The following is a 15,259-nucleotide window of genomic DNA, read 5'->3' on the forward strand; positions in this document are numbered from 1 at the left end:
TGCGCCCCGAGGGGGCGCACGCGCGAAGGATGGTGGGCGACCGTCAGCCGGAGCCTCCGAAGAGGCCTCCGTTGCCGTTGCCGTTTCCTCTGCTGGTGCCGTTGCTGACTGTCGCCGACGGCGAGTCCGTCGCCGACGGCGAGGTGGTCACACCGCCGTCGGTTCCACCGGCGTCGGTCCCGCCGTTGTTGTTGCAGTTGAAGTCGAACTTCCTGCAGGTCTCGGTCGCCGAAGGCGTGGGAGACGGCAGCGTCGCGCTCGGGGTCGGGCTCGGGCTCTCCGTCACGCTCTCGCTGGCCGAGGGCGTCGGCGTCGGGCTCGGGACGTCGTTGAGGATCTCACCGATCTCCTCGGGCACCGGGAAGGACTCCGCCTTCTCCCCCTTGAGGGCCACCTCCATGTAGTCCCGCCAGATCTGGGACGGGAACGAGGCACCGTGGATGGTCTTCTCGCCACCCGTGCCGTACATCTGCAGGAACTTGCGGTTCTTCTTGGTCTCGTCGTCGTCCAGGCGGTACATGCCGATCGCCGTGGAGAGCTGCGGGGTGTAGCCGACGAACCAGGCGGACTTGTTGCCGTCGGTGGTACCGGTCTTGCCGGCCACCTCGCGGCCCTGGAGCTGGGCGTTGGTACCCGTCCCCTTCTCGACCACGGTCTTCAGGACGTCGGTGACGTTGTCGGCGACCGCCGGGGTGAAGGCCTCCACCGTCTTCGCGACCTTGTCGTGCTGGAAGACGGTCCCGTCCTTGCTGGTCACCTTCTCGACCGAGTACGGGTCCCGCTGCTTGCCGCTGGCCGCGAAGGTCGCGTAGGCCCCGGCCATACGGATCGCACTCGGGGAGGAGGTACCCAGGGAGAACGACGGGAACCTGGAGCTGGCGAGGCTCGACTCCTTGATGCCCGCGCGCAGGACGGAGTCCTTCACCTTGTCCAGACCGACGTCCATGCCGAGCTGAACGTAGGCGGAGTTCACGGACTCGCGCATGGCCTCACGCAGGTCGATCTGGTACGTGGGCGGGTTGAGGGACTGGCCGCCGTCGTTCGTCTGCAGCCACTCCTTGCCCTTGTCGTCCGTCCAGTCGGTTCCGTCGTAGTCCTTGACCTTGAGCTTGTTCTTGCCGCTGTACAGGCTCTTCGGCGAGACGATGGTGCGTTCGTCCTGCGCCTGGGTCGGGTCCCCCTCGGGGTTCCTGACTCCCCAGGTCATGGCGGCGGCCAGCACGAAGGGCTTGAACGTCGAACCCACCTGGGCACCGGTCTGGTCGGCGTTGTCGGTGAAGTGCTTCGTCGCGTTCACACCGCCGTAGATGGCCTCGATCGCGCCGGAGTCCGGGTTGACGGACGCCCCGCCGAACTGGACGTACTTGTCGTTCTTCGGGCGCAGGTTGGGCTTGATGTTGGCCTTCTGCACCTTCTTGACCGCGGCCTCGAGCGCGTCGACCTTCTTCCTGTCGAAGGTCGTGTGGATCTGATAGCCGCCCTGGCGGAGCTTGGTCTCGGTGATCCCGGTGTCTTTGCTGTTCTTGACCAGGTAGGAGTTGACCAGGTCGACCAGGTACCCGACCTGCCCGCCGAGCGCGGCGTTCGACCGCGGAGACTGGATCGTGGGGAACGTCGTGTACTTGGCGCGCGTCGCCGCGTCCAGACGGCCGTCCTTGACCTCTTCGTCGAGGATCCACCGCCAGCGTTCCTCGGCACGCTTGCGGTTCTTCTCCGGCGTGGCGTTGAGCGCGTCGATCCCCACTTGGCCCGCGGGGTCGTAGTACGTGGCGCCCTTGAGCACCGCCGCCAGGAACGCGCACTGGCTCGGGTTCAGGTCGGTGGCGTCCTTGTTGAAGTAGGCGTGGGCCGCGGCCTGGATGCCGTAGGCGTTACGCCCGTAGTACGCGGAGTTCAGGTAGCCGGCCATGATCTGTTCCTTGGGAACCTTGGCGCCGACCTTGATGGAGACGAACAGCTCCTTGAGCTTGCGGGAGACCGTCTGCGACTGGTCCTCCAGCATCGCGTTCTTCACGTACTGCTGGGTGATGGTGGAGCCACCCTGCGTCTGGCCGCCCTTGGCCATGTTCACGAAGGCGCGGGCGATACCCGTCGGGTCGACGCCGCTGTCGGTCTCGAACGTCTTGTTCTCGGCCGACATCACCGCCCACCGCATCTCCTTGGGGATCTGCGCGTAGCCGATGATCTGACGGTTGGCCTCGCCACCCGTGGCGACCATCTCGCTGCCGTCGGCCCAGTAGTAGACGTTGTTCTGCGCCTTGGCGGTCTTGCCGATGTCCGGGATGCCCACGAGGGCGTACCCGACACCGGCGGCCGCGACCATGCTGCCGCAGAACCCGATGAACAGGCCCGTCACGAGCTTCCAGGACGGCACCCAGCGCGCGGCGCCGTACCGGCCCGCGCGCGGGTAGTCGATGATTCTCTTCTTGGCCGGCTCGGGAGCGCGGCCTCGGCCGCGTCCGGGACCGCCCGGGCCCTGGGGACCGCCATGGCGTCCGCCCCCTCCTCCGGGGCCGCCGCCGTGACCCGCGCCGTCGGCGGCTCTGCGCCGGCTTCCGCCGCTTCCGCGCTGTGCGGCACGCCGCGCGTCGGCACGGCTGCCGAACGGGCTCTCTTCACCCCCCGCGCCATACGGAGCGGAAGGAGACCCGGTGGCGTCTCGCGGTGCATCGCGGCGTCCTGCGGACGGGCCTGGCTGTGGCTGGCCGCGCCGGGCCGCGGCACGTCCGCCGCCCTGCGGCTGCTGCGGTTTGCGACGGTGCTCGCTCATCGAACGACTACTCCTCGGGCAGGCGCACCTTTGCGCGCCTGGAAACGGCGGCTGGTTTCCGGTCCCCCCGAAGTACGGATGCGGTCGATCGTGCATTCACCCGTACTGCACCAAAGACGTTGACGTTCTCAGACGTCACTCGGTTCCCGGTGGTGTCCATCCCGCACAGAGTACGCACCGTCAAAACCCACCGAGCGTCGAAGTTCACCCCAAATCAGGCAACTTGCTTCGTATGAATCGGTGATGTGACGCCGTTCACTCTGCTCCCTCTTGTCGCATCCGCAGGGCCGTTCTATCGTGCTGATGTATCGAGTCGATACATCAGCACGGCATAAAGACCGTGCCGACGAGGCAGCGACAGGGAGGAGGCGACGATGAGCCGGCGTGCCGGGATCCTCGAGTTCGCCGTACTCGGCCTGCTCCGCGAGTCTCCGATGCACGGCTATGAGCTGCGCAAACGACTCAATACGTCACTAGGTGTGTTCCGTGCCTTCAGTTACGGAACGCTCTACCCCTGCCTCAAGACGCTGGTCGCCAACGGCTGGTTGATCGAGGAAGAGGGATCCACACCCGAAGACGCCCTGTCGGCCACACTCGCGGGGCGCCGCGCCAAGATCGTCTACCGATTGACGGCGGAAGGTAAGGATCACTTCGAGGAGCTTCTCGCGCAGACGGGTCCCGACGCGTACGAGGACGAGCACTTCGCGGCTCGCTTCGCCTTCTTCGGGCAGACGTCACGCGATGTACGCATGCGCGTACTGGAAGGTCGCCGCAGCCGTCTGGAGGAGCGCCTCGAGAAGATGCGCGCCTCGCTGGCGCGCACCCGGGAGCGCCTCGACGACTACACGCTTGAGCTCCAGCGCCACGGAATGGAGTCCGTGGAGCGCGAAGTGCGCTGGCTGAACGAGCTCATCGAGAGTGAGCGGGCCGGCCGGGACGTCAAACGTCCCGGCCTCGAAGGCTCCGCTCAGCAGGACAACACATCTGGAGAGACGGGCGGCCTGCCCCGGCACCGGGACAGCCCCCGGCCGGATCCGTCCGACGACACCGCCACGTGAGACCCCGTCCGGGGTTTCACCGATAGACACAGGGAGCAATCGGAATGGGTTCGGTTCGCGTAGCCATCGTCGGCGTGGGCAACTGCGCCGCCTCGCTGGTTCAGGGCGTCGAGTACTACAAGGACGCCGACCCGGCGGCCAAGGTGCCCGGCCTGATGCACGTCCAGTTCGGCGACTACCACGTCGGTGACGTCGAGTTCGTCGCCGCGTTCGACGTCGACGCGAAGAAGGTCGGCCTCGACCTCTCCGACGCCATCGGTGCCAGCGAGAACAACACCATCAAGATCTGCGACGTCCCGAACAAGGGCGTCACGGTCCAGCGCGGTCACACCCTGGACGGTCTCGGTAAGTACTACCGCATGACCATCGAGGAGTCCGCCGAGGCCCCGGTCGACATCGTTCAGATCCTCAAGGACAAGCAGGTCGACGTTCTCGTCTGCTACCTGCCCGTCGGTTCCGAGGCCGCGGCGAAGTTCTACGCCCAGTGCGCCATCGACGCCAAGGTCGCCTTCGTCAACGCTCTCCCGGTCTTCATCGCCGGCACCAAGGAGTGGGCGGACAAGTTCACCGAGGCGGGCGTCCCGATCGTCGGCGACGACATCAAGTCGCAGGTCGGCGCGACCATCACGCACCGCGTGATGGCGAAGCTGTTCGAGGACCGCGGTGTCCGTCTTGAGCGCACCATGCAGCTCAACGTCGGCGGCAACATGGACTTCAAGAACATGCTGGAGCGCGACCGCCTCGAGTCCAAGAAGATCTCGAAGACGCAGGCCGTCACCTCGCAGATCCCCGACCGTGAGCTGGGCGAGAAGAACGTCCACATCGGTCCCTCGGACTACGTGGCCTGGCTCGACGACCGCAAGTGGGCGTACGTCCGCCTCGAGGGCCGTGCCTTCGGCGACGTCCCGCTGAACCTGGAGTACAAGCTCGAGGTCTGGGACTCCCCGAACTCGGCCGGTGTCATCATCGACGCCGTGCGCGCCGCGAAGATCGCCAAGGACCGCGGTATCGGCGGCCCGATCCTCTCCGCGTCGAGCTACTTCATGAAGTCCCCGCCGGTCCAGTACTTCGACGACGAGGCCTTCGCCAACGTCGAGAAGTTCATCAAGGGCGAGGTCGAGCGCTAAGCACGATTCCGTGCTCGCTGCTGAGGAGGGTCCCCGGGCTTACTGCCCGGGGACCCTCCTCGTATGTGAGGGTGTGATCCATGGCCGTCGTGCGTGACCTGCGCGTCCTCCTTCGCTTCCAGGGATTCAGACGCCTTCTCGGTGTACGGCTGCTGTCCCAGGGCGCCGACGGCGTCTATCAGGTCGCGCTGGCCACGTACGTGGTCTTCTCACCGGAGAAGCAGACCTCCGCGGCCTCCATCGCTTCCGCGATGGCGGTGCTCCTCCTCCCGTACTCCCTCGTCGGTCCCTTCGCGGGTGTCCTGCTGGACCGATGGCGGCGGCGACAGGTTTTTCTGTACGGCAATCTGCTGCGCGCGGCACTGGCGTCCGTGACGGCCCTCCTGATGCTGAGCCCGGCACCGGACTGGCTCTTCTACACCTCCGCGCTCTGTGTCACCGCCGTCAACCGCTTCGTCCTGGCGGGACTGTCGGCCGCGCTGCCCCGCGTCGTCGACACGGACCGTCTGGTGGTGGCCAACGCGCTCTCACCGACCGCCGGAACACTCGCGGCCACCGTGGGCGCGGCTCTCGCGTTCGCCGTACGACTGCTCGTCGCGGACTCCGACGCGGCGGTGGTCCTCGTGGGGGCGGCGCTGTATCTCTGCGCCGCCCTCGCCTCACTGCGTATCGCCCCGGAGCTCCTCGGGCCCGACCCGGAACTGGTCCGCCCGTACGTGGGCACGGCCCTCGCCGGCACCGCGCGGGGCCTTGCCGGCGGCGTTCGCCATCTCGCGGAGCTCCCACGGCGGGAGGCTGCCTGGGCTCTGATGGCCATGACCCTGATGCGCTTCTGCTACGGCGCCCTGACGGTCATGGTGCTGATGCTCTGCCGCTACGCGTGGGCGTCCGGCTCGGACGACGGGCTCGCGCTCCTGGGTCTGGCCGTGGGCGTCTCGGGAGCCGGCTTCTTCGTCGCCGCCGTGGTGACGCCCTCGGCGGCCGGACGGCTGGGACCGGGCCGTTGGATCGCCGTCTGCGCCGGCGCCGCCGCGGTCCTGGTACCGGCGCTCTGTCTGCCCTTCGCCCCCGCACCCACACTGGGCGCCGCCTTCGTGCTGGGCGTGATCACCCAGGGCGCGAAGATCGCCACGGACACCATCGTGCAGTCCGCCGTGGACGACGGTTTCCGCGGCCGGATCTTCTCCGTCTACGACGTCCTGTTCAACGTCGCGTTCGTCGGAGCGGCCGCAGTCGCCGCTCTGATGCTGCCTTCTGACGGACGGTCCGTTTCCCTCGTCCTCACCGTGGCGGCGGTCTACGCAGCAATTGCGGCAGCTATGGCCCGCTTTGAGCTTCAGTAAGTGTCACATCAATGCCACAGAGCCACTTCTGACTACTGCGTTGTCACAGGGGACCGATAACTTACGTGCGTCTTACGTTCGCGTCACGCACCTACGTTCCAGGGGGAACTCCAGTGACAACTCCGCCGCCGCCTCAGGGCCAGAACCCCTACGCGCAGGGGCAGCCGCCCCAGGGTGGCAACCCGTTCGCGCAGGGGCAGCCCCCGCAGGGATACCCGCAGCAGCCGGGTCAGCCCGGGTTCCCGCAGCAGCCCGCCGGTTTCGCCCCGGTCCCGCCGCAGCGCCCGAAGCGCGGCATCAAGCAGTACCTGCGCGGCGCCGTCGTAGTCGTTGCCGTGATAGCCGCCGGCGTGGGTTACCTGGCGAGCCGGCACGACCCGGACACCGCCAAGGTCGGCGACTGCATGAGCATCAGCAACCCGGACAGCAGCACGGACCCGGGCCTGAAGGTCGTGGGCTGCACCGACGCCAAGGCGAAGTACAAGGTCGCGCAGAAGAAGACCGACAACTCCGGCTGCGACCGCACCAAGTACGCCGAGTACACCGAGACGGGCAAGGACGACTTCACCCTCTGCCTGGAAGAGCTCTCCTCCAAGTAGGACCCGGCACTGACGCGAAGGGGCGGTGTTTCACGTGAAACACCGCCCCTTCGCGTGGCCCGGCGTCAATGTTTCACGTGAAACATGACGAGTCGACCCACTCTCAGCCCTGCTCGGCCCACCACTCCTTGAGCGCCGCCACCGCGGCGTCCTGTTCCATCGGCCCGTTCTCCAGCCGCAGCTCCAGCAGGAACTTGTAGGCCTGGCCAATCGCGGGGCCGGGGCCGATGCCCAGGATTCCCATGATCTCGTTGCCGTCGAGGTCCGGGCGGATCGCGTCGAGCTCTTCCTGCTCCTTGAGCTGGGCGATGCGCTCCTCCAGCCCGTCGTAGGCGCGGGAGAGGGCGGTCGCCCTGCGCTTGTTGCGCGTGGTGCAGTCGGAGCGGGTCAGCTTGTGGAGGCGGTCGAGGAGCGGACCCGCGTCACGTACATAGCGTCGGACGGCCGAGTCCGTCCACTCGCCCGTGCCGTACCCGTGGAAGCGCAGATGCAGCTCGACCAGATGTGAGACGTCCTTGACGAGATCGTTCGAGTATTTGAGCGCCAACATCCGCTTCTTGGTCATCTTGGCGCCCACCATCTCGTGGTGGTGGAAGGAGACCCGCCCGTCCTCCTCGAAGCGGCGCGTCCGCGGCTTGCCGATGTCGTGGAGCAGCGCGGCTAGCCTGAGCGTCAGATCGGGCCCGTTCTCCTCCAGTGCCATCGCCTGTTCCAGAACGATCAGTGTGTGCTCGTAGACGTCCTTGTGACGGTGGTGCTCGTCCCGCTCAAGGCGCAGGGCCGGAAGCTCGGGGAGCACATGCTCGGCGAGCCCCGTGTCCACGAGCAGCGTCAGACCCTTGCGCGGGTGGGCGGACTGGATCAGCTTGTTCAGTTCGTCCCGCACCCGCTCCGCGGAGACGATCTCGATCCGCGCGGCCATGTCCGTCATGGCGGCGACGACCTCGGGTGCCACCTCGAAGTCGAGCTGCGCGGCGAACCGCGCGGCGCGCATCATCCGCAGCGGGTCGTCGGAGAAGGACGCCTCCGGGGTGCCCGGGGTACGCAGAAAGCGCGCGGCGAGGTCGTCCAGACCGCCGTACGGGTCGATGAACTCCTTCTCCGGCAGCGCGACAGCCATCGCGTTCACGGTGAAGTCGCGACGCACGAGGTCGTCCTCGATGGAGTCGCCGTAGGAGACCTCCGGCTTGCGCGAGGTCCGGTCGTACGCCTCGGAGCGGTAGGTCGTGATCTCGATCTGGAACGACTGCTCCACATCGCCCACACGGGCTTCCTTCTGCGCCCCGACCGTGCCGAAGGCGATCCCGACCTCCCACAGCGCGTCCGCCCAGGGCCGGACGATCTTCAGTACGTCCTCGGGCCGGGCGTCCGTCGTGAAGTCCAGGTCGTTGCCGAGCCGACCGAGGAGCGCGTCCCGGACCGAGCCGCCGACCAGGGCGAGCGAGAACCCGGCCTCCTGGAAACGGCGGGCGAGCTCGTCGGCGACAGGAGACACCCGCAGCAGTTCACTCACCGCGCGGCGCTGCACCTGGCTCAGGGCACTGGAATTGTCTTCGTTGGCGTTCGGCACAACAGAAAAGGGTACGTGGCCGAGGCGGTGGGGGGCGCCCGGATAAATCCCACACCGGTGCCCCACATCTTTTCGCGTGCAGAATAGAGGCACATACAGGACAGTCGGCCCTCATCCCTGATCTTGAGGACCACTCCGCGGCACTTACTCTCAGCGCACCTCGTTACCATGCGTGGACGCACATTCCGACGACCACTGACGACGACGAGGGACGGGCGAGCGCGTGGCCGAGGCGGCAGACTTCCAAGGGACGAGTCCCTCACCTGCCCGCCGGTGGCTCCGGCGCAGCGGTGCACTGCTGGCCGGGGCGCCGCTGCTGGCCGGGCTGCTCCAGCTCCCCCTCAGTACGCCCTCACAGGCCGCCGAGAAGGCTTCCGCGACCACCGCCTCCGAGTCCGTGGCCACTGCCTCGGGGTCGTCCGGCCCCGTGGACGTCAGCCTCGACTCGCTGACGCCCAGCGCCCCCACCGACGGCGACACGGTCACGGTCTCGGGCTCGGTCACCAACACGGGCAAGCAGACGGTCACCGACGCCCACGTGGGCATCCGGGTCGGACCGTCCCTGAACACCCGCACCGCCATCGACACGGTCGCGAAGCGCACCAGCTTCCAGCCGGGCGTCGACGCGCTGGAGATCGGCGGCAAGTACGTCGCGAAGGTCACCAGGCTCGCCGCCGGCAGCTCGCAGCACTTCTCCCTCTCGGTCCCGGTCAAGGATCTCGACCTCGGCTCCGACGGGGTCTACCAGCTCGGTGTGTCGCTCACGGGCCGGACCACCGCGCAGCCGTGGGACCAGGTCCTCGGCATCGAGCGGACGTTCCTGCCCTGGCAGCCCGACGCGGCGGACACGAAGACGAAGACGACGTACCTCTGGCCGCTCATCTCCACCGTCCACCTCACCGCGGAGACGGGTTCGGACGCCCAGCAGACGCCCGTCTTCAAGAACGACGACCTGGCCAAGGAGATCGCCCCGGGCGGCCGCCTGGACCAGCTCCTGTCGCTGGGCAGCCAGCTCGATGTCACCTGGGTCCTCGACCCGGACCTGCTGGCCTCCGTGGACGCGATGAGGGGCGGCTACCGGATCCAGCAGAAGAACGGCACCACCGTCGCCGGGAAGAACCAGGCAGTGGCCACCGCCTGGCTCGACAAGCTGGAGAAGGCGGTCCAGGGCCAGAGCCCGGTGGCCCTCCCGTTCGCCGACCCCGATCTCGCGTCGCTGGCCCATCACGGCAAGGACGTCACCGGTTCCCTGAGCCACCTCAAGGACGCCACCGATGTGGCGGCCGACACGGTGGAGACGATCCTCCACGTGAAGCCGAGCACGGAGTTCGCCTGGCCCGCGGACGGTGCGGTGGATCCGTCGATCATCAAGGTGGCCACGTCGGCCGGCGCGGACAAGGTGATCGCCCGCAGCGACAGCCTCCGCGAGATGGGCGGCCTGTCCTACACGCCCAGCGCCGCCCGCCCCATCGGCGGCGGGACCACTGCGGTGGTCGCGGACGAGCGGATGTCGACCGCGTTCCAGGGCGACATGATGAAGGCGGACACCTCGACCCGCGCCGTCCAGAAGTTCCTCGCGCAGAGCCTGATGATCAACCTGCAGGAGCCGAAGAAGGAGCGCAGCATCGTCGTCGCTCCGCAGCGCATGCCCACGGCGAGCCAGGCGCAGTCCATGGCCGAGGCCCTGCGGGCACTCCAGCAGGGGAACTGGTCGCAGTCCCAGGGCCTGACCGAGGCCGCCAAGGCCAAGCCGGACCCCGGCGCCACCACGAGGGTGCCCTCCGCGTCCTCGTACCCGTCCTCGCTGCGTCACCGGGAGCTGCCGCGCACGGCGTTCGAGCGGATCCAGGCGACCCAGGCCAAGCTCGACAAGTTCCGCGTGATCCTGACCGACGAGTCCCGTGTGGTCACGCCGTTCGGACGGGCGATAGAGCGTGGGATGTCGTCGTCCTGGCGCGGTCGGACCGCTGAGGCGGCGGACTTCCGGCAGGGGGTGGAGACCTACCTCGACGGGCTCATGGGCCTGGTGCACCTCATCCAGAAGTCGGACGCGAAGCTGTCCGGGCGCAGCGCCACGATCCCCGTGACGGTCCAGAACAACCTCGTGCAGGGCGTCGGCCATCTGATGCTGCGTCTCACCTCTCAGCAGCCCACCCGCCTCAAGATCGGCGACGGCCCGTACGACGAGCAGCCGATCCAGGTCGCGGGCGAGCACAGCCAGTCGGTCAAGTTCACGACGTCCACCAAGGCCAACGGCCCGGTACAGGTCGTCGCGCAGCTCTACACGGAGGACGGGCAGCCGTACGGAGACCCGGTTCCCTTCGAGGTGAAGGTCACCGAGATCACCTCCACGGTGATGCTCGTCATCGGCGGCGGCGTCCTGCTTCTCGTGCTCGCCGGTTTCCGGATGTACACGCAGCGTAAGCGCGCGGCAGCCCGGCGGGCCGAGGAGGACGCGGAGAACGGTCCCGAGGCGGGGGGCGACGGCAAGGACGCCGAAGCCACCGTGGACACTGACTCCACCGAGGATTCCGAGGCCGGTCCCGAACGGGCTTCTGCCCCGGAGTCCGGGGCAGACGACCCGGAGCAGCCGAGTGACCCGACACCGGACACCGCACCGGAAAGCGCCGACCCGTCCGGCACGGGTGAGAGAGTGGACCGTTGAGCGATGTCGTGGCCGGTGGGCCCGGGGACGATGAGGTGGGGTAACCATGAACGCGCCGTACGACGGTGACCGCGGCCAGGGCGCGGGATCCTCGGGCTACCCCGAGGACTACCCGGACCGGGCCGCGGGCCGCCCCGGCCACCCCGAGGGCACGCCGGAAAACACTCAGATGCCGCAGGGGTCTCCCGCGGACATGTACCTCCAGGACGCCTACGACCAGGATCCGTACCGGGCTCAGGACCTCTCGGCCCAGGACCCGGTGGCGGAGGCGCTCTACGACCGTGCCGCGCACCCTCCGCCGCCGCCCGGAACGTACGCCCCCCAGCAGCCGCTCTACGCACAGCCGCCCGCGGCGCAGTACGCGCCCGACCCGCGGCTGTGGGCCCAGACGCCCCCTCCGGAGCCGGCCGGGCCGACGCGTCACCTGCCGTACGGCGACGACGCCCGGACCACCCAGTACGTGGGCGTGGACGATCTGGTCACCCAGGCCGGCGAGCAACAGCCTGAGCCCGACGCCTTCGCTCATCTCTTCCGCGACCAGCAGCAGGGCGGCGCCCGTCACGGCTACGCCCCCTCCGCCTCCCCCGCGGTCCCGGCACCGGCCCCCGAGCCGGCTCCGGCCGCCGCTCAGCCGCCCGCGGCCGCTCCGGCGAAGTCCGGCGGCCGTGCCTCCGGGTTGCTGAAGTCGAGCGCCGTGATGGCGGCGGGCACGCTGGTGTCCCGTCTCACCGGCTTCGTACGAACCATGATCATTACCGCCGCTCTGGGTGCGGCGACCCTCGGTGACGCCTGGACCGTCGCGTACACCCTGCCGACGATGATCTACATCCTCACCGTCGGCGGCGGCCTCAACTCGGTCTTCGTGCCCCAGCTCGTGCGGTCCATGAAGGAGGACGACGACGGGGGCGAGGCGTACGCCAACCGCCTGCTGACCCTCGTCATGGTCGCCCTCGGTGTGATCGTCACCGCCGCGGTCTTCATCGCGCCGCTGCTGGTCAAGCTGATGTCGTCGCCCATCGCGAGCGACCCCGCGGCCAACAACGTGGCGGTCACGTTCGCCCGGTACTGCCTGCCCACGATCTTCTTCATGGGCGTGCACGTGGTCATGGGCCAGATCCTCAACGCCCGCGGGAAGTTCGGCGCGATGATGTGGACCCCGGTCCTGAACAACATCGTCATGATCTTCACGTTCGGCATGTTCCTCTGGGTCTACGGCACCGCCCGGCACTCCGGGATGTCGGTCACCAACATCCCGCCGGACGGCGTCCGCCTGCTGGGCATCGGCACCCTGCTCGGCCTGGTCGTCCAGGCCACGGCGATGGTTCCGTACCTGCGCGAGGCCGGCTTCCGGTTCCGTCCGCGCTTCGACTGGCGGGGCCACGGCCTCGGCAAGGCCATCAAGCTCGCCAAGTGGACCGTGCTCTTCGTCCTCGCCAACCAGGCCGGCGTTCTCGTCGTCACGCAGCTCGCCACGGCCGCGGGCAAGGCCTCGGGCAAGAGCGGCGCGGGCATCATGGCCTACGCCAACGCCCAGCTCATCTGGGGCATGCCGCAGGCGATCATCACGGTCTCCGTCATGGCGGCCATGCTTCCGCGGATCTCGCGAGCGGCCCACGACGGAGACCCGGGAGCCGTCCGTGACGACATCTCGCAGGGTCTGCGGACCTCGGCCGTCGCGATCGTCCCGGTGGCCTTCATGTTCCTCGCCCTGGGCGTCCCCATCGCCACTCTGCTCTTCGGCTCCAGCGGCCTGCAGTCCGCCCAGTCCCAGGGCTACGTCCTCATGGCATTCGCCCTCGGCCTGATCCCGTTCTCGGTGCAGTACGTGATCCTGCGCGGCTTCTACGCCTACGAGGACACCCGCACGCCGTTCTACAACACGGTCATCGTGGCCGCCGTCAACGCGGCCGCCTCGGCCGCCTGTTACATGGTCCTGCCCGCGCAGTGGGCGGTCGTCGGCATGGCCGGGGCCTACGGACTGGCGTACGCCGTGGGCGTCGGTGTGGCCTGGCAGCGACTGCGCAGGCGGCTGGGCGGCGACCTGGACGGTGCCCGCGTGCTGCGCACGTACGCCCGTCTGTGCCTGGCCTCCGTCCCTGGCGCCGTGGTGGGCGGCGCCGTAGGCTTCGCGATCACCCGAGTCCTCGGGTACGGCGTGTTCGGTTCGATCGCGGCGCTCGTCCTCGGATCGATCGCCCTGCTCGGTGTCTTCTACGTCGCGGCGCGCAAGATGCGCATCGAAGAACTCAACTCAATGGTCGGAATGGTCCGCGGGCGCCTGGGGCGCTGAGGCGGGGGTACGCGCACAACCATCGTCCGTCGCCGTGTGTCGTGCATAGCGCCGGACTGTGGGCACAATTGGTTTCTGCGTCGGACAGCGCGCAATGGATGGGGAGGCAGGGACGACGGTGGCGGAACGGAGCACGGCTGCCGTCGACGTGGCAGACAACAGCGGTGACGAACCGCTGACCGCCAAGGCGGACCAGACCACGTCCGACGGGGTGGCCCTCAACCAGGAGCGGGAAACGGACAGCGAAGAGGCACAGGGGAGCGGCGGGACCGAGGGTCCCGGAAAGGCCTCACCGCCCGAACTGCACAGTGGTCACAAACTCGCCAGGCGCTATCGCCTCGAAGAGTGCGTCACCCGACTGGACGGTTTCAGCAGTTGGCGCGCGATGGACGAGAAGCTCCGCCGCGCCGTCGGGGTGCACCTGCTGCCCGCCGATCATCCGCGTGCCCGCTCCGTCCTGGCGGCGGCCCGTTCCTCCGCCCTGCTGGGCGATCCCCGTTTCGTCCAGGTCCTGGACGCGGTCGAGGAGAACGACCTCGTCTACGTGGTCCACGAGTGGCTGCCGGACGCCACGGAGCTCACCGCCCTCCTCGCCTCGGGGCCCCTCGAGGTGCACGAGGCCTACCAGATGGTCAGTCAGGTCTCGGGGGCCATGGCCGCCGCACACCGCGAGGGCCTCGCCCATCTCAAGCTGACCCCGGGCGCCGTGCTGCGCACGTCCACCGGCCAGTGGCGCATCCGCGGGCTCGCCGTGAACGCGGCGCTGCGCGGTATCAGTTCGGACACCCCGCAGCGCACCGACACGGAAGCGATCGGCGCCCTCCTGTACGCCGCCCTCACCCAGCGCTGGCCGTACGAGAGCGACGCCTACGGCCTGTCGGGGCTGCCCAAGGCCGTCGGCCTCATCGCACCCGACCAGGTGCGGGCCGGTGTCCACCGAGGCCTGTCGGAGCTCGCCATGCGCGCGCTCGCCAACGACGGTGCGACCGCCTCCCGCCACGAGTCCCCGTGCACCACGCCGGAGGAGCTCGTGAAGGCGATCGGCGAGATGCCGCGCATCCGCCCGCCGGAGCCCGCGTTCACCGCACCGCCCGAGTACCAGCGCACGACGTACCAGCAGGGCACCTACGGCCGTCAGTCGCCGCGTCCGGGCGCCACCCAGGTCCTGCCGGCTCCGCCGCCGCCGCTGCAGAGCCGTACCGGCACAGCCCTGAAGTGGGCCGTATCGGCTCTCCTCATCGCCGCACTGGGCCTGGGCAGTTGGCAGCTCGCGGACGCGCTCATGGACCACGACAAGCCCGAGGACACCAAGAAGACCCAGACGACGGACGGCAACGAGAAGGGCGGCACCAAGCCCGCACCGCTCAAGCCGATCGCGATCAAGGGTGCCCAGGAATACGTGGTCGAAGGCTCCCCCCAGGCGGCCGACGACGTGGACAAGACCTTCGACGGCAGCAGCACCACGTTCTGGCGCACGAAGCGGTACAACGCCGGCCCCAAGCTGGCGCCGTACAAGCCCGGTGTGGGAATCGTCTACGACCTGGGTTCGGCCCAGTCGCTCAAGAACGTCTCGATAGGACTTCGCTACACGGGAGACCACACCACGGTCCACCTGTACGCCGCCGACTCGCTGTCGCCCACGACGTCCGTCGACGGCATGAACGAGATCGGCACCGCTACCACGAGCGGCACCAGCCTGGACCTGAAGGCGTCCAAGTCCGTGAAGACGCAGTACGTGCTGCTGTGGATCACCGATGTGCCGAACGCTCCCAGCGACGGCTACAGCGGCGCCGGCTTCAAGCAGGCGATCACGGATGTGAAGTTCAGCGGCTGACGC

General features: G+C 68.5%; 9 protein-coding genes. 7 read left to right on the plus strand and 2 right to left on the minus strand.

Annotated elements, in window-relative coordinates; genetic code table 11:
- Positions 1–43: 43 nt before the first annotated feature.
- The gene (locus ACWEBX_RS10095) at positions 44–2,770 is read right to left on the minus strand and encodes a transglycosylase domain-containing protein (protein ID WP_451884433.1); all 2,727 of its coding nucleotides are present in this window, start codon (positions 2,768–2,770) and stop codon (positions 44–46) included.
- Positions 2,771–3,144: 374 nt separating this feature from the next.
- On the opposite strand from ACWEBX_RS10095, the gene ACWEBX_RS10100 reads away from it, so the two are divergent.
- From ACWEBX_RS10100 to ACWEBX_RS10115, 4 genes are all read left to right on the plus strand, one after another.
- Positions 3,145–3,828, plus strand: coding sequence for a PadR family transcriptional regulator (locus ACWEBX_RS10100; protein ID WP_361693394.1), 684 nt, complete (start codon positions 3,145–3,147; stop codon positions 3,826–3,828).
- 44 nt (positions 3,829–3,872) lie between these two features.
- Positions 3,873–4,955 carry an inositol-3-phosphate synthase gene (locus tag ACWEBX_RS10105; protein ID WP_326786766.1) on the plus strand — a complete coding sequence of 361 codons (1,083 nt, stop codon included), beginning with the start codon at positions 3,873–3,875 and terminating at the stop codon, positions 4,953–4,955.
- 80 nt (positions 4,956–5,035) lie between these two features.
- Positions 5,036–6,298 carry an MFS transporter gene (locus tag ACWEBX_RS10110; RefSeq protein WP_451884434.1) on the plus strand — a complete coding sequence of 421 codons (1,263 nt, stop codon included), beginning with the start codon at positions 5,036–5,038 and terminating at the stop codon, positions 6,296–6,298.
- A gap of 113 nt (positions 6,299–6,411) precedes the next feature.
- The gene (locus ACWEBX_RS10115; RefSeq protein WP_451884435.1) at positions 6,412–6,897 is read left to right on the plus strand and encodes an LppU/SCO3897 family protein; all 486 of its coding nucleotides are present in this window, start codon (positions 6,412–6,414) and stop codon (positions 6,895–6,897) included.
- A 103-nt stretch (positions 6,898–7,000) separates the two neighbouring features.
- On the opposite strand, the gene ACWEBX_RS10120 is transcribed toward ACWEBX_RS10115, so the two are convergent.
- The gene (locus ACWEBX_RS10120; protein ID WP_451884436.1) at positions 7,001–8,467 is read right to left on the minus strand and encodes a CCA tRNA nucleotidyltransferase; all 1,467 of its coding nucleotides are present in this window, start codon (positions 8,465–8,467) and stop codon (positions 7,001–7,003) included.
- Positions 8,468–8,690: 223 nt separating this feature from the next.
- Here ACWEBX_RS10120 and ACWEBX_RS10125 point away from each other — a divergent pair, with 223 nt between their 5' ends.
- The 3 genes from ACWEBX_RS10125 to ACWEBX_RS10135 all read left to right on the plus strand — a co-directional run bounded on the left by ACWEBX_RS10125 (position 8,691) and on the right by ACWEBX_RS10135 (position 15,256).
- The gene (locus ACWEBX_RS10125; protein ID WP_451884437.1) at positions 8,691–11,132 is read left to right on the plus strand and encodes a DUF6049 family protein; all 2,442 of its coding nucleotides are present in this window, start codon (positions 8,691–8,693) and stop codon (positions 11,130–11,132) included.
- Positions 11,133–11,178: 46 nt separating this feature from the next.
- Positions 11,179–13,422 (plus strand): murein biosynthesis integral membrane protein MurJ, encoded by a 2,244-nt coding sequence (murJ, locus tag ACWEBX_RS10130; protein WP_451884438.1) that lies wholly within the window; start codon positions 11,179–11,181, stop codon positions 13,420–13,422.
- A gap of 118 nt (positions 13,423–13,540) precedes the next feature.
- Positions 13,541–15,256, plus strand: coding sequence for a protein kinase family protein (locus ACWEBX_RS10135; protein ID WP_451884439.1), 1,716 nt, complete (start codon positions 13,541–13,543; stop codon positions 15,254–15,256).
- Positions 15,257–15,259: the final 3 nt, after the last annotated feature.

The organism is Streptomyces sp. NPDC005070 (assembly GCF_053600395.1).

What these genes read in the sequence shown, in the direction of transcription:
- ACWEBX_RS10095 (WP_451884433.1), bottom strand. Translation starts at nt 2,770, where the DNA reads ATGAGCGAGCACCGTCGCAAACCGCAGCAGCCGCAGGGCGGCGGACGT.
- ACWEBX_RS10105 (WP_326786766.1), top strand. Translation starts at nt 3,873, where the DNA reads ATGGGTTCGGTTCGCGTAGCCATCGTCGGCGTGGGCAACTGCGCCGCC.
- murJ (WP_451884438.1), top strand. Translation starts at nt 11,179, where the DNA reads ATGAACGCGCCGTACGACGGTGACCGCGGCCAGGGCGCGGGATCCTCG.
- ACWEBX_RS10100 (WP_361693394.1), top strand. Translation starts at nt 3,145, where the DNA reads ATGAGCCGGCGTGCCGGGATCCTCGAGTTCGCCGTACTCGGCCTGCTC.
- ACWEBX_RS10110 (WP_451884434.1), top strand. Translation starts at nt 5,036, where the DNA reads ATGGCCGTCGTGCGTGACCTGCGCGTCCTCCTTCGCTTCCAGGGATTC.